Source organism: Rhodopseudomonas parapalustris, assembly GCF_053772255.1.
On sequence record NZ_JAMKBZ010000004.1, the window covers coordinates 229326 to 247787 of the forward strand.

The 18462-nt window shown below is 65.2% G+C and carries 21 protein-coding genes; 16 read left to right on the forward strand and 5 right to left on the reverse strand.

Annotation, left to right across the window (positions count from 1 at the left end):
* Positions 1 to 107: 107 nt before the first annotated feature.
* The 15 genes from M9H71_RS05925 (at position 108) to M9H71_RS05995 (ending at position 12032) form a co-directional block, all read left to right on the forward strand.
* Positions 108 to 1136 carry an amidohydrolase family protein gene (locus tag M9H71_RS05925; RefSeq protein ID WP_455404142.1) on the forward strand — a complete coding sequence of 343 codons (1029 nt, stop codon included), beginning with the start codon at positions 108 to 110 and terminating at the stop codon, positions 1134 to 1136.
* Between the two features lie 2 nt (positions 1137 to 1138).
* Complete coding sequence (gene ligK / locus M9H71_RS05930) at positions 1139 to 1834, forward strand: 4-carboxy-4-hydroxy-2-oxoadipate aldolase/oxaloacetate decarboxylase (RefSeq protein WP_455404143.1); 696 nt, start codon at positions 1139 to 1141, stop codon at positions 1832 to 1834.
* Positions 1834 to 2763 (forward strand): DUF1932 domain-containing protein, encoded by a 930-nt coding sequence (locus M9H71_RS05935; protein WP_455404144.1) that lies wholly within the window; start codon positions 1834 to 1836, stop codon positions 2761 to 2763. Before ligK ends, M9H71_RS05935 begins: the two co-directional genes overlap by 1 nt.
* Before the next feature lie 240 nt (positions 2764 to 3003).
* A complete protein-coding gene (locus M9H71_RS05940) occupies positions 3004 to 3918 on the forward strand; it encodes an amidohydrolase family protein (RefSeq protein WP_455404145.1) in 915 nt (304 codons plus the stop codon).
* Between the two features lie 125 nt (positions 3919 to 4043).
* Complete coding sequence (ligA, locus tag M9H71_RS05945; protein ID WP_455404146.1) at positions 4044 to 4433, forward strand: protocatechuate 4,5-dioxygenase subunit alpha; 390 nt, start codon at positions 4044 to 4046, stop codon at positions 4431 to 4433.
* The gene (locus tag M9H71_RS05950; RefSeq protein ID WP_455404147.1) at positions 4433 to 5287 is read left to right on the forward strand and encodes a class III extradiol dioxygenase subunit beta; all 855 of its coding nucleotides are present in this window, start codon (positions 4433 to 4435) and stop codon (positions 5285 to 5287) included. The genes ligA and M9H71_RS05950 overlap by 1 nt, the downstream gene beginning before the upstream one ends.
* Before the next feature lies 1 nt (position 5288).
* On the forward strand, positions 5289 to 6248 hold the full coding sequence (locus tag M9H71_RS05955; RefSeq protein ID WP_455404148.1) for a Gfo/Idh/MocA family oxidoreductase: 960 nt from the start codon (positions 5289 to 5291) through the stop codon (positions 6246 to 6248).
* 200 nt (positions 6249 to 6448) lie between these two features.
* The gene (locus M9H71_RS05960) at positions 6449 to 6847 is read left to right on the forward strand and encodes a hypothetical protein (protein WP_455404149.1); all 399 of its coding nucleotides are present in this window, start codon (positions 6449 to 6451) and stop codon (positions 6845 to 6847) included.
* Positions 6848 to 6949: 102 nt separating this feature from the next.
* Positions 6950 to 7351 carry a phosphoribosyl-ATP diphosphatase gene (gene hisE / locus M9H71_RS05965; protein ID WP_455404150.1) on the forward strand — a complete coding sequence of 134 codons (402 nt, stop codon included), beginning with the start codon at positions 6950 to 6952 and terminating at the stop codon, positions 7349 to 7351.
* 99 nt (positions 7352 to 7450) lie between these two features.
* On the forward strand, positions 7451 to 8032 hold the full coding sequence (locus M9H71_RS05970; protein WP_455404151.1) for a YqaA family protein: 582 nt from the start codon (positions 7451 to 7453) through the stop codon (positions 8030 to 8032).
* Positions 8033 to 8150: 118 nt separating this feature from the next.
* Positions 8151 to 8693, forward strand: a complete 543-nt coding sequence (locus M9H71_RS05975; protein WP_455404152.1) for a hypothetical protein — start codon at positions 8151 to 8153, stop codon at positions 8691 to 8693.
* Positions 8694 to 8837: 144 nt separating this feature from the next.
* Positions 8838 to 9806: an NAD(P)H-dependent flavin oxidoreductase gene (locus M9H71_RS05980; RefSeq protein ID WP_455404153.1), complete on the forward strand. Its 969-nt coding sequence runs from the start codon at positions 8838 to 8840 to the stop codon at positions 9804 to 9806.
* Positions 9807 to 9956: 150 nt separating this feature from the next.
* The gene (locus tag M9H71_RS05985) at positions 9957 to 10730 is read left to right on the forward strand and encodes a thioesterase family protein (protein WP_455404154.1); all 774 of its coding nucleotides are present in this window, start codon (positions 9957 to 9959) and stop codon (positions 10728 to 10730) included.
* A gap of 193 nt (positions 10731 to 10923) precedes the next feature.
* Complete coding sequence (locus M9H71_RS05990; protein WP_455404155.1) at positions 10924 to 11178, forward strand: hypothetical protein; 255 nt, start codon at positions 10924 to 10926, stop codon at positions 11176 to 11178.
* Between the two features lie 128 nt (positions 11179 to 11306).
* Positions 11307 to 12032, forward strand: a complete 726-nt coding sequence (locus tag M9H71_RS05995; protein WP_455404156.1) for a hypothetical protein — start codon at positions 11307 to 11309, stop codon at positions 12030 to 12032.
* A gap of 42 nt (positions 12033 to 12074) precedes the next feature.
* On the opposite strand, the gene M9H71_RS06000 is transcribed toward M9H71_RS05995, so the two are convergent.
* A complete protein-coding gene (locus tag M9H71_RS06000; protein WP_455404157.1) occupies positions 12075 to 13835 on the reverse strand; it encodes a tetratricopeptide repeat protein in 1761 nt (586 codons plus the stop codon).
* Positions 13836 to 14079: 244 nt separating this feature from the next.
* Between M9H71_RS06000 and M9H71_RS06005 the strand changes: the two genes are divergently transcribed.
* A complete protein-coding gene (locus M9H71_RS06005; protein WP_455404158.1) occupies positions 14080 to 15051 on the forward strand; it encodes a S8 family serine peptidase in 972 nt (323 codons plus the stop codon).
* Here M9H71_RS06005 and M9H71_RS06010 read toward each other — a convergent pair.
* The 4 genes from M9H71_RS06010 to modA all read right to left on the reverse strand — a co-directional run bounded on the left by M9H71_RS06010 (position 15024) and on the right by modA (position 18421).
* Positions 15024 to 15587, reverse strand: a complete 564-nt coding sequence (locus tag M9H71_RS06010) for a DUF2478 domain-containing protein (protein ID WP_455404159.1) — start codon at positions 15585 to 15587, stop codon at positions 15024 to 15026. The two genes, M9H71_RS06005 and M9H71_RS06010, sit on opposite strands and share 28 nt — an antisense overlap.
* 145 nt (positions 15588 to 15732) lie before the next feature.
* Complete coding sequence (modC, locus tag M9H71_RS06015; RefSeq protein WP_455404160.1) at positions 15733 to 16854, reverse strand: molybdenum ABC transporter ATP-binding protein; 1122 nt, start codon at positions 16852 to 16854, stop codon at positions 15733 to 15735.
* A complete protein-coding gene (gene modB / locus M9H71_RS06020) occupies positions 16851 to 17537 on the reverse strand; it encodes a molybdate ABC transporter permease subunit (protein WP_455404161.1) in 687 nt (228 codons plus the stop codon). The genes modC and modB overlap by 4 nt, the downstream gene beginning before the upstream one ends.
* 113 nt (positions 17538 to 17650) lie before the next feature.
* Positions 17651 to 18421, reverse strand: coding sequence for a molybdate ABC transporter substrate-binding protein (gene modA / locus M9H71_RS06025; RefSeq protein ID WP_455404162.1), 771 nt, complete (start codon positions 18419 to 18421; stop codon positions 17651 to 17653).
* Positions 18422 to 18462: the final 41 nt, after the last annotated feature.

An 18462-nucleotide genomic window follows, 5' to 3' on the forward strand; every position in this document is an offset into this window, starting at 1 on the left:
AACCGACGTCATACGCGGGCTTGACCCGCGCATCCATCATCCGAAGAACGATGGATTGCCGGGTCGAGCCCGGCAATGACAGAGAACAAACTACTCGAGGACACCCGATGATCATCGACATCCACGGCCACTACACCACAGCGCCGAAGGCGCTGGAGGATTGGCGCAACCGGCAGATCGCCGGCATCAAGGATCCGTCCGCGATGCCGAAAGTGTCCGAGCTGAAGATTTCGGACGACGAGCTGCGCGCTTCGATCATCGAGAACCAGCTCAAGAAGATGCAGGAGCGCGGCAGCGACCTGACGGTGTTCTCGCCGCGCGCCTCGTTCATGGCGCACCACATCGGCGACTTCAACGTCTCGTCGACCTGGGCGGCGATCTGCAACGAGCTGTGCTACCGCGTCTCGCAGCTCTTCCCCGACAACTTCATCGGCGCGGCAATGCTGCCGCAATCGCCCGGCGTCGATCCGAAGACGTGCATTCCCGAGCTGGAAAAGTGCGTCAAGGAATACGGCTTCGTCGCTATCAACCTCAATCCCGATCCGTCGGGCGGGCACTGGACCTCGCCGCCGCTGACCGACCGGATCTGGTATCCGATCTACGAGAAGATGGTCGAGCTGGAGATTCCGGCGATGATCCACGTCTCGACCAGTTGCAACGCCTGCTTCCACACCACCGGCGCACATTATCTCAACGCCGATACCACCGCCTTCATGCAGTGCGTCACCGGCGACCTGTTCAAGGATTTCCCGGAGCTGAAATTCGTGATCCCGCACGGCGGCGGCGCGGTGCCGTATCACTGGGGCCGGTTCCGCGGCCTCGCACAGGAAATGAAGAAGCCGCTGCTCGAGGACCACGTCCTCAACAACATCTTCTTCGACACCTGCGTCTATCACCAACCCGGCATCGACCTGCTCAACACAGTGATTCCGGTCGAAAACGTGTTGTTCGCCTCGGAGATGATCGGAGCGGTGCGCGGCATCGATCCCAAAACCGGTTTCTACTACGACGACACCAAGCGCTACATCGAGGCGTCGACGATCCTGACGCCGGAAGAGAAGCAGCAGATCTACGAAGGCAACGCCCGCCGCGTCTATCCGCGGCTCGATGCCGCGCTCAAGGCGAAGGGTAAGTAACAATGACCGTGCGGATGAACGATCTCGGCATCGTCAAGCGCAACATCGGCCGCGCCGACAAGGCTGCGGTCGAAAAACTGTCGCGGTTCGGCGTCGCCACCGTGCACGAGGCGATGGGCCGCGTCGGCCTGATGGCGCCGTATATGCGGCCGATCTACTCCGGCGCGCATATCTGCGGCACCGCCGTCACCGTGCTCCTGCAGCCGGGCGACAACTGGATGATGCATGTGGTCGCCGAGCAAATTCAGCCCGGCGACGTCGTGGTCGCGGCCTGCACGGCGGACTCCACCGATGGCTTCTTCGGCGATCTTTTGGCGACAAGCTTCCGCGCCCGCGGCGCGCTCGGCCTGATCATCGACGCCGGCGTCCGCGACGTCCGCGATCTCACCGAGATGAAGTTCCCGGTGTGGTCGAAGGCGATCCACGCCAAGGGCACGGTGAAAGCGACGCTCGGCTCGGTCAACATCCCGGTGGTCGCGGCCGGCGCCCATGTCACCCCCGGTGACGTGGTGATTGCCGATGACGACGGCGTCGTGGTGGTGCCGGCCGCAGTCGCACAGATGGCAGCCGATGCGGCCGAAGCCCGCGAGGCCAACGAAGCCGAGAAGCGCGCCAAGCTCGCGAGCGGAGTGCTCGGCCTCGACATGTACAAGATGCGCGAGCCGCTCGAAAAAGCCGGACTGAAGTACATCGACTGATGAGCAGCGATCCGAAACAGTGGCGCATCGGGATCGTCGGCTACGGCGAGGTCGGCAAGATTCTCGCCGAGGATCTGCGCGCGCTAGACATCCATGTCGCGGCTTACGATCTGAAGCTCGGCGACGACCGCGGCGGTCCGCTGCGCGACCACGCCGCGGCGCATGGCGTGACGCTGACCGCCTCGCATGCCGAGCTCGCCGGGCGCGGCGACTTCATCATCTCCGCGGTGACGGCGAGCCAGACCGTCGCGGTCGCGGAAGCCTGCGCTGGCGGGATCAACCAGGGCACCTGGTTTCTCGACTTCAACTCGGCCTCGCCCGGCGCCAAGCAGCGCGCCGCGGCGCTGATCGACGGCGCCCAAGGGCGCTATGTCGAGGGCGCGGTGATGACCTCGGTACCGCCCTATCGGATCAAGGTGCCGCTGCTGCTCGGCGGGCCGCACGCGGCCGAGCTGGCGCCGCTGATCAATGCGCTCGGCTTCGCCGCCAAGCCGGCGAGCGACCGGCTCGGCGTCGCGTCCGCCACCAAGATGTGCCGCAGCATCATGATCAAGGGGCTGGAGGCGATGGTGATCGAGAGTTTCACCACCGCGCGCGCCTACGGCGTCGAGGACGCGGTGATCGCCTCGCTGCAGGAGACCTTCCCGAGCATCGATTGGGAGAAGCAGGGCGCCTACTTCTTCCAGCGCGTCATCGAACACGGCCGCCGCCGCGCGGAGGAAGTCCGCGAAGTCGCCGAGACGGTCCGCGAGGCCGGGCTGACGCCGTGGTCGGCGCAAGGCACCGCCGAGCGCCAGGCCTGGGTGGCCGACCTCGCCGACGAGGGACTGTTCGGCAAGCGCGGCGACAAGACGTTCGCGCGGAGTAGCGATTGGCGGACTGAGGCTGATCGAATTCTGGCGAAGGTGAAGGACGAGACGAAGACGTAACGCCGCAGGAACGGCGGCGAACGGCAGAGGAATTGGCCGCGGCGCTGATGGCACCCCTCCCCTTGCGGGGAGGGTCGGCCGAGCGAAGCGGAGGCCGGGGTGGGGGTCCACGAGTCGCAGTGCTTGGGGACCCCCGCCCCCTCCCCGCAAGGGGAGGGGAGATGAGAGGCCGAGGCGAAACATAAGCTGACTTCAACGAGCGCTTATTTGAACCAGCGCTGACTTGAGACGAGTAACCGAATGAAATTTGAGAAAACCCCCGGCTGGCTCGACTGGTACCAAGGCCCCTCGAAGCCGACCTTCAAAGTCCCGGCCGGCGCCGTCGATGCGCATTGCCACGTGTTCGGGCCGGGCGACGAATTTCCGTTCGCGCCGGAGCGCAAGTACACGCCGTGCGATGCGTCGAAACAGCAGCTTTATGCGCTGCGCGATCATCTCGGCTTCTCCCGCAACGTCGTGGTGCAAGCGACCTGCCACGGTGCAGACAACCGGGCGATGGTCGACGCGCTGGTGAATTCGGACGGCAAAGCCCGCGGCGTCGCCACGGTGAAGCGCAGTGTCACCGATGCCGAACTGCAGGCGATGCACGAGGCCGGCGTCCGGGGTGTCCGCTTCAACTTCGTCAAGCGGCTGGTCGATTTCACGCCGAAGGACGAACTGGTCGAGATCGCCGAACGGATCAAGCAGTTCGGCTGGCACGTTGTGATCTATTTCGAGGCGGTCGATCTGCCGGAGCTGTGGGATTTCTTCACCAGCCTGCCGACCACTGTCGTGGTCGACCACATGGGCCGCCCCGACGTCACCAAGCCGGTCCTCGGCCCCGAATTCGAGCTGTTCGTCAAGTTCATGCGGGAGCATGCCAATGTCTGGTCGAAGGTAAGCTGCCCGGAGCGGCTGTCGGTGTCCGGCCCGCCGGCGCTGAACGGCGAACGATCCGCCTATCGCGACGTCGTGCCGTTCGCCCGCCGTATCGTCGAGACCTTCCCGGACCGCGTGCTGTGGGGAACCGACTGGCCGCATCCGAACCTGAAGGACCACATGCCGGACGACGGCCTGTTGGTCGACTTCATTCCCCACATCGCAACCACGCCGGAACTTCAACGTAAACTACTGGTCGACAATCCGATGCGGCTGTACTGGCCGGAGGAGAAGTAATTCGTTTTGCCGTCATTGCGAGCGAAGCGAAGCAATCCAGAAGTCACCAGCACTGAGCTGGATTGCTTCGTCGCTTCGCTCCTCGCAATGACGAATCATAACCGAGTTCCAGAGGAGACCCCGCCATGCCCCTCGACAAACCCTATAAGGACGTGCCCGGCACCACGATCTTCGATGCCGACATGTCGCGCCAGGGCTATCATCTCAACCAATTCTGCATGTCGCTGATGAAGGCCGAGAACCGCGCCCGCTTCAAGGCCGACGAGCGCGCCTATCTCGACGAGTGGCCGATGACCGAGGACCAGAAACAGGCGGTGCTCGCCCGCGATCTCAACCGCTGCATCGCGCTCGGCGGCAACATCTACTTTCTGGCCAAGATCGGCGCCACCGACGGCAAGAGCTTCCAGCAGATGGCCGGCTCGATGACCGGGATGACCGAAGATGAATACCGCAACATGATGGTCGGCGGCGGCCGCCCGATCGAAGGCAACCGTTACGTCGGGGAGAAGAAATAATGGCCCGGATCACCGCCAGCGTTTACACTTCGCACGTCCCGGCGATCGGCGCCGCGATCGACATGAAGAAGACCGGCGAAGACTATTGGCAGCCGGTGTTCAAGGGCTACGAATTCTCCAAGGAGTGGCTGAAGACCGAGAAGCCGGACGTGATCTTCCTGGTCTTCAACGATCACGCCACCGCCTTCAGTCTCGACCTGATCCCGACTTTCGCGATCGGCACGGCGGCGGAATATCAGCCGGCCGACGAAGGCTGGGGGCCACGCCCGGTGCCGAAGGTGGTCGGCCATCCGCGTCTCGCCGCGCACATCGCCCAGTCGGTGATCCAGGACGATTTCGACCTCACCATCGTCAACAAGATGGACGTCGATCACGGCCTCACCGTGCCGCTCAGCCTGATGTGCGGCGAGCCGCAGGCCTGGCCGTGCCCGGTGATCCCATTCGCCGTCAACGTCGTGCAATACCCGGTGCCGTCGGGCCGGCGCTGCTACATGCTCGGCCAGGCGATCGGCAAGGCGATCCGCTCCTACGACGAGGATCTCAACGTGCAGATCTGGGGCACCGGCGGCATGAGCCACCAGCTCCAGGGCCCGCGTGCCGGGCTGATCAATCGCGAGTGGGACAACGCCTTCCTCGACCAGCTCATCAGCGATCCGGATGGGCTGTCGAAGAAGCCGCATATCGACTACGTCCGCGAGGCGGGCTCCGAAGGCATCGAGCTGGTGATGTGGCTGATCGCGCGCGGCGCAATGGCCGACGCCACCGGCGGACCCAAGCCCAAGGTCGCCCACCGTTTCTACCACGTCCCGGCCAGCAACACTGCGGTCGGCCACCTCATTCTGGAGAACGCCTGACATGGCAAAGACGATCAAAGTTGCGCTCGCGGGAGCGGGCGCGTTCGGCATCAAGCATCTCGACGGCATCAAGAACATCGACGGCGTCGAGGTGGTGTCGCTGATCGGCCGCAGGCTCGAACAGACCCAGGAGGTCGCGACCAAATACGGCATCGGTCACGTCTCGACCGAGCTGTCCGACGCGTTGGCGATCAAAGAGGTTGATGCGGTCATTCTCTGCACCCCGACCCAGATGCATGCGCAGCAGGGCATCGACTGCCTGCGCGCCGGCAAGCACGTCCAGGTCGAAATTCCGCTGGCGGACTCGCTGAAGGACGCGCAGGCGGTGGTCGATCTGCAGAAGCAGACCGGCCTGGTGGCAATGTGCGGCCACACCCGCCGCTTCAATCCCAGCCATCAATACGTGCACAAGAAGATCAAGGCCGGCGAGCTGAACATCCAGCAGATGGACGTGCAGACCTACTTCTTCCGCCGCACCAACATGAACGCGCTCGGCCAGCCGCGGAGCTGGACCGATCACCTGCTGTGGCACCACGCCGCCCACACAGTCGATCTGTTCGCCTATCAGGCCGGCTCGCCGATCGTGAAGGCCAATGCGGTGCAGGGCCCGATCCATCCCGACCTCGGAATCGCGATGGACATGTCGATCCAGCTCAAGGCGGCGAACGGCGCGATCTGCACGCTGTCGCTGTCGTTCAACAATGACGGCCCGCTCGGCACCTTCTTCCGCTACATCTGCGACAACGGCACCTACATTGCGCGTTACGACGATCTGGTGAACGGCAAGGAAGAGAAGATCGACGTCTCCAAGGTCGACGTTTCGATGAACGGCATCGAGCTGCAGGACCGCGAGTTCTTCGCCGCGATCCGCGAAGGCCGCGAACCGAACGCCTCCGTCGCGCAGGTGCTGCCCTGCTACCAGGTGCTTCACGACCTCGATCAGCAGCTCGCCAAGGGCTGATTGCCAGCCTCATAGCCGCTGAGCTTCCCACGATTCTGAATGGCCGGGTTCGCCCCGGCCATTTGCGTTTCGCAGGTCGGAACCGCAAATCTGCGCCGCATGCAGTCCGGCCTTGTGTTTCCAAGGCGGAACCTTAGCTAAACCACAAAGGTTGTCACTCCGGATCACCCAGACACAACCCCGTCAGGCGGAGGATGCAGATGCAGAAGCGTAAATCCTTGTGGTCGTCGGGCGGCCGAGCCGTCGCGTTCGTGACTGCTGTGGCGCTGGCCGCCCCGGTGCTCGAACCCGCTGCGGCATTCGCAGCCTCTCCCAGCAAGCTACAGGCCGCAGGTCCGGCGACCGAAGCCGCACCGCTGACCGACGTCAGCGCGCGCAAGCGGCGCCACGTCCGCCGCGGCGGCAACGGCGGCGCTGCTGCCGCGGCAGCCTTCGCCGGAATCGTCGGCACCATCGGCGCGATTGCCGCCGCCCAGGCGCAGCGCGACGCCTATGAAAGCCGGTACCGTTACTACTACGGACCGGGCCCGGGTTATTACGGGGGGCCGCGCTATTATGGCGCACCTTATGGCCCGCGACCGTACTACTACGGCTACTAGACACCCGAATTGACGCTCAGGTGCGAACCGTTCCGCTCGGATCGAACATCGCGCCTGAGTTGCGTTTACACGACTGACATCGAAATCAGCTAGGCTCTGAATATGGCTGATTCGCTCGACCGCCTTTATCAGGCCGTGCTCGCGGCGCGGGATCTCGATCCTGCGACGTCGCGGACGGCTCGCTTGTTTCAGCGCGGCTCAGGCAAGATGGCCAAGAAGCTCGCCGAAGAGGCGATCGAAGTGGTGATCGACGCCGTCAACGGCAACCGCGAGGCGGTGGTCCGCGAAAGCGCCGACTTGCTCTACAATCTCACGGTGCTGTGGGCTTCGGCTGGAGTCCGGCCGGATGATGTCTGGGCCGAAATGCGACGCCGCGAGACTCTGCTCGGCATTGCCGAGAAGCTGCCGAAGTCGCGGGTCAAAATTGCCAATCCGCCGGTCCAGCACGCCAGCCGCCGCCCGGTGGGGACCCAAGAGGCCCGCGCGGTGCGCAAGCGCCGCTGAGGAGCCGTTTGCGGCCCGCCGTCCTCCAACCTCTGTTCTTCAGCATCTGTGCTATTTGCGTCATGGACAAACCGGCGACGGAATGGTTGATCGCGCTCCATGCTGCGCAAAATCTACGACTGGTGCATCGACGCCGCCCACAAACCCTATGCCCTGTGGATTCTCGGGCTGGTGTCGTTCGCGGAGAGCTCGTTCTTCCCGATCCCGCCGGACGTGATGTTGATCCCGATGTCGCTGGCGCGGCCTCAGCGCGCCTGGTTCTACGCCGCGCTGTGCACCGTCACCTCGGTGGCGGGCGGAGTGGTCGGCTACGCGATCGGCGCGCTGCTGTACGACTCGGTCGGGCACTGGCTGATTCAGCTCTACGGCTATGCCGACAAGGTCGAGGCGTTCCGCGCCGGCTACGCCGAATGGGGCGCCTGGATCATCCTGCTCAAGGGCCTCACCCCGATCCCCTACAAGCTGGTGACGATCACGTCGGGCTTCGCCGGCTACGATATCTGGCTGTTCATCCTGTTCTCGATCATCGCCCGCGGCGGCCGGTTCTTCATCGTGGCGGTGGTGCTGAATCGCTACGGCGTGGTGATCCGCGAGCAGATCGAAAAACGACTCGGGATGTGGGTGACGATCGGCGCGGTGCTGCTGGTGCTGGGCTTCGTCATCGCGCTCAAACTGGTCTAGCGGCGGCCAGCAGCCTTCTTTCTGCCGGCGCATCGGCGTAGGTTGAGCCATGTCCGTTCCGAACCGCATGTTGCGCCGGTGTCTCGTGCCGCCGCGCGTCGGCGCTGTCGTAGCCACGATGGCCGCAATCGTCCTGCTCGGCGCACCTGCATCAGCGCAATCTTCGCCGCCTCCATCGCCGCCGACCGATCAGCCGCCGCCACCTGTGCCGCCGCCCTCGGACAATCCCGGCCTGGTCGATGAAATTCAGAAGCTGCTGAAGACGCCGTCATCGCTGTTACCGTCGAAGTCGCTGCTGCCGTCGTTCGGGAGCGACAGCAAGGACGCGCCGGCTCCACCCACGAATCCTCCGCCCCCACCACCAGCCTCGCCACCGCAAGCGGCATCACCGGCGCCGCCCCCTTCTCCGCCCGCCCCATCGTCGCCGATGGTGCCGGAGGTGGTCAGCGGGCATCAGGTCTGCCCGGTGGTGCAGGGCAGCGGACCAGATTGTCAGGCCGCCGCGGATATCTTGTGCCGATCGAAGGGCTACCGCCTCGGCAAGAGCCTCGGCGTCGACTCCACCGAGAAGTGCTCGGCCAAGGTTCTGATCCCCGGGCGCCCACGCCAGCCGGGCGATTGCCGCACCGAAAATTTCGTCACGCGGGCATGGTGCCAGTAGAGAGCGCCTGATCGCTGCGACGAAGCGCGCGCTTGCGTCGAAAGGCTACGAATTCGCCAAATCCCGGCTTGCAGGTCGGTTCCTCGCTTGCTTTTGTGTCGCCGCGGTGCGCCGCCAAACACAACAAACAAGGAGAAACTCGAAATGCCCATGCCTGCATTGTTCAAGGGCCGCCTGTCGGTCCCGGTGATCGGCTCACCGCTGTTCATTATTTCGGGTCCCGAGCTGGTGATCGCGCAATGCAAGGCCGGCGTGGTCGGGTCGTTTCCGGCGCTGAACGCGCGTCCCGCGGCGCTGCTCGACGAGTGGCTGCACCAGATCAAGGAAGAGCTCGCCGCCTACGACAAGGCGCATCCGGAGCGTCCGTCGGCGCCGTTCGCCGTCAACCAGATCGTGCACAAATCAAACAACCGGCTCGATGCCGACTTGGCGCTTTGCGAGAAGCACAAGGTGCCGATGCTGATCACCTCGCTCGGCGCCCGCGAAGAGCTGAACCAGGCCGCGCACAATTGGGGCGGCATCGTCTTCCACGACGTCATCAATCAGAGGTTCGCCCACAAGGCGGTCGAGAAGGGCGCCGACGGCCTGATCCTGGTGGCGGCCGGCGCTGGCGGCCATGCCGGCACGCAGTCGCCGTTCGCGTTCGTCACCGAAACGCGCGCCTGGTACAACGGCCCGATCGCCCTGTCCGGCGCGATCGCCAACGGCAAGGCGATCCGCGCAGCCCGGATGCTCGGCGCCGACTTCGCCTATATCGGATCGGCCTTCATCGCCACCAAGGAAGCCAACGCGATCGACCGCTACAAGGAGATGATCACCACCTCCGGCGCCGACGACATCGTGTATTCCAACCTGTTCACCGGCGTGCACGGCAACTACTTGAAGCCGTCGATCGTCGCGGCCGGCATGGACCCGGACAATCTCGAACAGTCCGATCCCACGAAGATGAATTTCGGCACCGACGAATCCGGCGAGCGCGCCAAGCCGAAGGCCTGGAAGGAAATCTGGGGTGCCGGCCAGGGCATCGGCAGCATCGACGCCGTGCTGCCCGCCGGCGAACTGATCGCCCGCTTCAAGAAGGAATACGACGAGGCGATCGACCCGCCGCTGTGAGGCGACAACTGTCGTTCCCTCCTCACTCCGCTCATTGCGAGGAGTGAAACGACGAAGCAATCCAGCTCGGTGCACCGTGCACTGGATTGCTTCGCTTCGCTCGCAATGACGAGGCAAAGTCCCGACCTCGCCCGTTCTGGAAGCCCCCTCATGGACGCCATCTACCGCATCGACGGCAACGACATCGAAACCAGCCCGAACGCGGCGGGCCCGTGGGACCCGACGATGCAGCACGGCTCGCCGCCGTCCGCGCTGGTCACCTATCTGGCCGAGCAGATCCCGGCGCCGTCGCCGATGCAGATCGCGCGCGTCACCGTCGACCTGCTGCGCCCGGTGCCGGTGGGACCACTGACCTACCAGACCGAAGTGCTGCGCGAGGGCCGCAAGATCCAGCTCTGCGCCGTGCGGCTGCTGTCGAAGGGCGTCGTCGTGGTCGGCGCCACCGTGCTGAAGATCCGGGTTGCGCCGCCCGATCTGCCCGACGATATCGAACATCCGCCGCTGGATGTGCCTGCTCCCGACGACTGCCCGGTCCTCGACCCCGGCTTCACCCGCAACCCGTTCGTCCGCGGGATGTCGTTGCGCAAGGTCTATGGCGGCTTCGGCGAGATCGGTCCAGGCGCGACCTGGTATCGGGCCGACCGCGCCCTGGTCGAAGGGCAGCCGACCTCGCAGGCGATGCGCGCGGTGATCGCCTCCGACTTCAGCAACGCGACCTCGTCGATCCTCGACTTCAAGCACTGGACCTTCATCAACGCCGACCTCAACGTGTTCTTCGCCCGGCAGCCGATCGGCGACTGGGTGCTGCTGAACTCCGAAATGTGGCTGGGGCCGGACGGCGCCGGCATTGCCTCGTCGAAGCTCGCCGACGCCCATGGTTACTTCGGTCGCGCGGTCCAGAACCTGGTCGTCGAGCAGCGCTGATCGGAATGTGAGCTGATTGGAATGCGAGCGCGGGGGATCAGTCCGCGTGTTTGACGAGGCGATCCGGTCGCGAGAATCGGCTTAACACCGCATTAACCATGTTCGCCCGACAATAGAGCTGCCGCGACGCGGGGCTCCGTCGATGACCGATCCCGCATCGTAGGCGTACACCACAGCCCAGGTGGACGTCGCCATGCTGTATGTCCAAAAGACCTCCGCGACCCTCGACGAACTCCGTGTCCGGGTCGCTCATGCGCTGCATCGCCATCCGCTGTGCCGCGACGTACGCTTCGACATCGTCGCGACGCCGCGCACCCGCAAGGGCGGCAACTGGACGATCAGCATCCAGTCGGTCGCACCCGACGCGCTGTGGGAAGCCTCCGAGATCATCGCTGATATTCAGGAGGCGTATGAGCTCGCCGAGATGCCGATGTACGCAGCCGCGTGATCGGTCGGCCCGCGGAGCACGGGAACCAAGCGCGCCGCGGAACTGCTCATAGCTGGCACTAACAGCCATATTTCCTCTGCATTTTAGAGCGATACGAGCAACCGTTCGTCGCCACGACGGAGATCAGCTTGACCAAGGCCGTGATACTTTCTGCGTTGGCGTGCGTACTCCTGGCGAGTGCGTCCGCGGCAAGCATCCTTGCACGCGCCAGCGTGCCGGCCGCTGGTTCCGCCAGCGTCGCCGCGATCGAACTGCCGATCGCCAACCGCGACGTGAAGGCCAATAAGCTCGAGGTCGCGCTGCAGCAGCCGGACTTCTCCGAGGCGGACCCGGTGCAGGAACAGGCAGCCGACGCCCCCACCACGACTGCCGCCGTCGAGCCAACCGCCTCCGCCAAGCCGATGCAGCTCGCCTATGCGACCGACGAACTGCCGATCACAGCGCTCCCCGAAGCCGCCCAGTCTGAACCGATCAGCGCCGCTCCGAAAGCAACCACCAAGCTGCCGCCGGTAATCGCCACCGCACCGATTCACAAGCCGAAGCCAAAGCCGGCTGCGAAGGAAGCGCTGCTCAGCGACGGCCAGATCGCGAAAATCAAGACACGTCTCAATCTGTCGTCGTTGCAGGAATACTATTGGCCGTCGGTCGAGCAGGCTCTGCGCGCGATCGGCCGCAAGCTTCATACGTCGCCCCGCGACAGCGGCGCGCCGATGATCGATCCCGACAGCGCCGAGGTGCAGCAGCTCAAATACGCCGCGATGCCGCTGCTGTTCCAGTTGCGCGAGGATCAGAAACAGGAAGTACGCAAGCTGGCCCGCGCCATGGGCCTCGAGCAGGTCGCCCAACAGATCTGACGGCGACCGCGCAGCGCCCCGATCTGCCGCAGAACACCGCGTTCAACCCGACTGATACTGCGCGGCGATCTCCTGGTTGTCCCGCTCCGGCCAATCCGGCGAACGCCCAGGGACCATCTTCAGCCCTTGAACGAGGTGATCGACCCAGGTGCGGTCGACGAACGGCAGCCAGTCCAGAAAACGTTTGGAGAAGTTCGGCTTGATCGCCAGCAACTCATCGCAAGCGATCCGCGCCGCATCGAGCTGGCCGAGCCGCGCCAGCGCGTTGATCTTGAGGACGTGCGCATACCAATAGGCCGGGCGCCGCGCCAGCGCGAGCGTGGCGTGTTCGATCGCCTCCGGCCACTGCCCGAGCATCGTATGGGCGAGCGCCAACTCGCCCAGTGAATAGAAGATATTGGGGTCGTTGGACGACAACCGCATCGCGATCTTGAGCTGAACGATCGCCCGTTCGGGCTCTCCGGCGAGATTGAAGCAACCGCCGAGCTGCGCATGCGCCAGCGCCAGGCTCGGGGTCAGCGCGATCGCCTGGTTCAGCAGGTTCTTCGCCTCGAGCGGGTGCCGCAGCCACATCTCGGCAATGCCGGCGAGCATGAAGCCGCGGCCGTCGTCGGGATCGGCCAGCATTGCCTGCTGCGCCAGCTTGCGCATCCGCAGGATCTGATCCTGCGGATGGCGGCCTGCCCAGATCGACCACGCCAGCGCCGCGGTGGCCTGGATCAGCGCTTCGGGCGAATCCGGATCGAGCGACAACGCTTCGGCGAACAGCTTCTGCGCCATTTCGGAGTCGGCGCGCGTCAGTCGATTGAGATGCCAACGCCCCCGCCAGATCAGATCGCTGACGCCGAGCCGATCCTGGCGCTTGCCGCGGATGCGGATCTGTTCGGCGTGCTCGATCCGGCTCTCGAGTTGCGCCACCAGTTCGTTGACGAACTGCTCGAGTTCGTCGTGCGCCGCGGGAAATTGCAGCGTGAACCGCCGCGACCACAGCGAATAGCCGGAGATCGCCTCCGCCAGAGAGGCCGACACGCCGTAAGAGTCGTAGGCGCGGTACAGGCGGCCCTCGACCAGATAGTGCGCGCCGAGCCGCTGGCCGATCAGCTTGCGATCGTCGCTTTCACTGAACGAGAAGCTGGAGTTGCGCGAGATCACCGGCAGCCAGCGAACCCGCGACAGGCCAACGATGAGCTCTTCGCCGATGCCTTCGGCGACATAATCCAGCAACTCGTCACCGGTCGTGTTGGCGAAGGGCAGCACCGCGACCGCCGGGCGACCGGCAAAGCCGAGCGGCGGCAGCGAGATGTCGACGATGTGGCCCGGCAGCGAGCCGCCAGCGGCCGTGGCAAACGCCGCCACATCGTTAGCCGGCGGCACCAGCGCGTCGCGCTGCTCTCGCAGCCAGTCGACGAAGCCGCGCTCGCTGGGAATGTCGAGGCCTTCGAGGAATTCTCCGGCCGCACGCCCAGGCCGCGCCGCGAGCAGGTCGACGTCGATCAGATCGATACGGAGCCGGATTCGATCCCGATCGCTGAGCAGCAGCTCTTCGGTGTCCGAATTCAGCAGCTTGCGCAGGTTCGACAGTTCGCGGCGGAGGCTGCCGGCGGCCTCCACCTTGCGGCGGCTGCCCCAAAGCCGATCCTGCAGCCAGCCGCGACTACGACCGCCGTCGCGCGACAACGCGAGCATGGCGACGACGGCGATGCCCTTCTTACTGGTGATCTCGACCCGGCGTCCGCTGGGCGCCGTGAGCTCGAAAGGTCCGAGCAACCGAAGCGCGTACCGCTTCGAATTTGCCGCCTTCATCCCGCATCCTTCCTGCCTCTTTGGACAAAATAGCACTTTTCACGCGTCTATCACGCCATTTTCACGCAGAACCTGCATCGATAAGGACGCCGAACCCGACCCAATAAGGAATTATGCGAGAAGTCTCTTGACCGATTGAAAAATCGCGAAATAACGGGACGTATACCGTCGGTTGCAGCGGGGGTTGCTGGCAACCATATGCGATCAATTCGCATGTAAGCCGGCGGAAGATGCGGGCGGGGTTATGGTTAGCGTTTCCGGAAGCAAGTTCCACCAGGAGCTGCTGTTTGCGTTCGGCGGTGGCGATCGCAACATCATTGTGGCGGTGCTGGACGGTCCAGTCGATCGAACTCACGATTGTTTCGTCGGCGCGCCGCTGACGCCGCTCCACACCGCCGTGATGCAGCGCAGCGATGAAGACCCTCCGTCCACCGCGCAAGGCACCCATCTCGCCAGCCTGATCTTCGGCCAGCCCTGCCGGGCGGTCGAGGGCATTGCGCCGCTGTGCCGAGGCCTGATCGCGCCGATCTTCACCGAAGATCAGCCGCTCTGCGCGCAGGCCGACCTCGCCGACGCACTGACGCGGGCTCTTGATCACGGTGCGCAAGTCATCTTGATCGGCGCCGGATTGTTCGAACAGCCTTGGTATCCGGACCGTGTGCTGGCGCGGGCGATCACCCGATGCAACGCCGGCAATGTGCTGATCATCACCGGCGCCGGCCGCCAGGGCTGCAGCACGCTGCTGCGCCGTTGCGGCGCGGTGAATCTGCTGCCGGTCGCAGGACTCGACGGCGCCGGGCAGCCCCTCGGAAGTTCTGACGAGAGTTCGGGCGACTTCGGGATTGCCGCTCCGGGAGCGAGCGTTTCGGGCGCAGCCCTGGAGGGCCGGGTCGTGCAGCGGAGCAATCCGAACGTCGCGGCCGCGCTGGTCGCGGGCGCTGCCGCGTTGCTGTTGAGCGTGCAGCGCAATGCGGGGCTTTCAGCCAATCCGGCGGCCGTCGCCGAAGCCATTCGGATGACCGCGACGCCGCAGTTATCGCCGGTCGGGGCCGTAGCCCCGGCAGCCTGGACAGGCCGCAAGAGCCTCGAAGCGGCGGCGGCCTATCTGACCGGGCGCTACGAAGGCACCTATGCGTCAAGCCTGTTCGAAGCTTGGTATCGCGCCCGGGAGGGCGCGACCCGGTCCGATCACGCCGCGTTCCGTCCCCGAGCGTGATCGCGCCACCACGCTTCCAGCGCATCGGCCTCCGGCGGCAGCGAAACCGACAGCCCCTGGGCAAAGTCGTTCCAGACGTTTTCGGCCTTCGGCGCCACCACACAGGCTACCGGCACGCCGGCGGCGATCGCGGCCTGAAACGCCGACATCAAGCCGCCGCGCACCGCCTCCTGGCCGCCGAACCGGCTCAGCACCACCAGCGCCGGCTTGCGCGCTACCGCGCGTTCGACCGCCCCCGCCGCCAAAGCCAGCGACGACGAGTTGAGATTGCAGGCCTGCGATCCGGAGCCGAGATCCTGATGCATCGCATAGCGGTCGCCGGTCGCGATATCGATCAGCTCGCTGCGGCATTCGCAGCCTTCGTGACCGCCGCCATGACCGTGGCTGGCATCCTCGGGCGGGGCGATGACGCCGACGACGTCGACCCCTTCGGCCTTGCGGCGCAGCGCGAACGCGGTGAGCACATCGGCGGCCGGCGTCCCCGGCCCGCCGCGTAGCGCAGCGATCGGCATCAGTTGATTGCTTTCAAACGACATTGTCGATTCTCCTCCATGAGATGCGGACATGAGGCGTCGTTGACCCGACACGACTGGTAGTCGCGTAGTAGCCAGCGCCGCCGTTGCAGCGATCAAGGACAAGAATGCGAAGTTTGTGCCGCCACCTCGGCGTTCGATGCCGCGACTACGCGTGGCCGTCGCGGCCCGGTGCAAGGGCGACACCTTTGATCTGTGCGTAGACGTCGACGCCTTCGGCGAGCCGCAACTGATCCCACGACCGCCGGCTGAGCCGCGCAAGCAGACGGCCGCCATTCCCCTCGCGGCCGAGAGTCAGCACCACCAGCATTTCGTTGGCGCCGATCGGCGACGTGGCCACGATCCTCGCTGCGACCGCATTGAGGATCGAGCTCGCCTGCGGCAACTCGCGCGCCAGGCTGACGTCGCTGGCACCGATCCGCACGCGCCTGAGTTCGCCGCGCGGGACCGGAGCCGACGGCACCAGCAGCCGTGCGCCGTCGATCTGCAGCGTCACCAGGCCGTAGTCGGCGTCGTAACTTTCCACTTCGGCATCGAAGTTGACTGCGGCATCGCGCGCGATCGCCAGCGGCAGCTTGGGATCGCTCTGCAGCTCGGCAAGCGGACCAACCGCCAGCACCTTGCCGGCCCGCATCAGCACCAGATGATCGGCCAGCCGTTCGATCTCGGTAATGTCGTGACTGACATAGATCACCGGCAGCGACAGCCGCGCATGCAGCCGCTCCAGGAACGGCAGGATCTCGTCCTTGGTGAGCCGATCGAGCGCCGACAGCGGCTCGTCCATCAGCAGCAGCCGCGGCTGCGACAGCAGCGCCCGGCCGATCGCGACGCGTTGCCGCTCGCCGCCCGACAGATTGCGCGGCGAACGCGCCAGCAGCTTCGACAGCCCCAACAGTTCGATCACTTCGTCGAAGCCGACCGCATCGACGCGGGGATCGCCGGACTCGCGGGGCGCGCCGTACAGTAGATTAGCCTTCACCGAGAGGTGCTGAAACAGGCTGGCTTCCTGAAACACGTAGCCGATCGGGCGGTGATGCGGTTTCAAGAAGGTCGTATCGTCCTGCCAGACTTCGCCGCCGACTTCGCAGCTACTGCCGGGCAGATGCTGCAGACCCGCCAGACAACGCAGCACGCTGGACTTGCCGCAGCCGGACGGGCCGAACAGCCCGGTGATGCCGGTCGCCGGCACCGTGAAGGCGGCATCCAGGGTGAAGCCGCCGAGCTGGCCGCGAAACGCCGCGCGAATGGTGGGAGGTGACAGCGCCCTCATGCCCTGATCCGTGCGGTTCGCTTCTCCAGCATCATCATCGTGAGAATCACCACGAAGGCGAATGCCGCCATACCGCCGGCGAGGATGTTGGCCTCGCGCCATTGCGCGGTCTCGACGTAATCGTAGATCGCCACCGACAGCACCTTGGTGCTGCCCGGAATGTTGCCGCCGATCATCAACACGATGCCGAACTCGCCGACCGTATGGGCGAAGCCGAGCACCGCCCCGGCCAGAAAGCCCGGCCGCGCCAGCGGCAGCGCCACCGTCCAGAAGGCTTTGAGCGGCGAGGCCCGCAGGGTCGCGGCGACTTCGAGCGGGCGATCGCCGATCGCATCGAACGCGTTGCGGATCGGCTGCACCACGAACGGCATCGAGTAGATCACCGAGCCGAACACCAGGCCGCCGAAGGTGAAAGCCACGGTACGGCCACCCCACAGCGACGCCAGCGCGCCGCCGGGTCCGTCGGGGCCCATCAGAACCAACAGATAGAAACCGAGCACGGTCGGCGGCAGCACCAGCGGCAGCGCCACCACCGCCGCGATGCCTTCCTTCCACCACGCCTTCGACCGCGCCAACCACCACGCGATCGGCGTGCCGACGATCAGCAGGATCACCGTGGTCATCGCCGCCAGCTCGATGGTGAGCCACACCGGCTGCCAGATATCGGGAGGGAGATTGGTCATGGCCTATCCAACCGTCATTGCGAGGAGCGAAGCGACGAAGCAATCCAGCCCCGTGCTTGGAGCTGGATTGCTTCGCTGCGCTCGCAATGACGGGAGAGAGCGCATTGCGAACGTCAGCTCGCCTTCGGCTTCGGAACTTCGTAGCCGAACTTCTCGATGATCGCGCTCGCCTCCGGCCCCTTGAGGAAGTCGAGGAACGCCTTGGCGGCGGCGCTGTTTTCGCCCTTCTTCAGCAAGACCGCGTCCTGAGTGATCGGCTTGTACAGATCCTGCGGCACCATCCAGCGCGAGCCGTCCTTGTCGGCGATCACTTGCGACAACGCGACGAAGCCGATCTCGGCGTTGCCGGTCTGCACGAACTGATAGGCCTGGGTGATGTTGGCGCCTTCGACCAGCTTCGGCTTCAGATCGTCGTACAGCTTCAGCGACTGCATGGTCTGAACCGCGGCGGCGCCATAGGGCGCGGCGGCCGGATTGCAGATCGACACCTTGGCGATCGACGCCTGCTTCAGCGTTTCCTCGCCCTTCACCACGCCGGGCGACTTGCTCCACAGCACCAGCTTGCCGACGGCGTAAGTGAACACGGTGCCCTTCACGCCGAAGCCTTCATCGGCGAGCTTCTTCGGCCGCGCCGAGTCGGCCGACAGGAACACTTCGAACGGCGCATCCTGGGAGATCTGGGTGAAGAACTGGCCGCTGGCGCCGAACGAGAGCACCAGCTCGTGGCCGGTCTTGGCCTTGAACGCCGCGGCGATCTCCTTCACCGGCTCGGTGAAGTTGGCGGCGACCGCGACCTTGGCGGAATCGGCGAGAGCCTGGCTCGCCGACAGGCCGATGGCGACGGCGCCGAGCAGCGCGAGCTTGAGAGTAAGGATGGTCTTCAAGGGATAACTCCTGTTAGTTGCTCGTTTGGTTTTCGTCATTG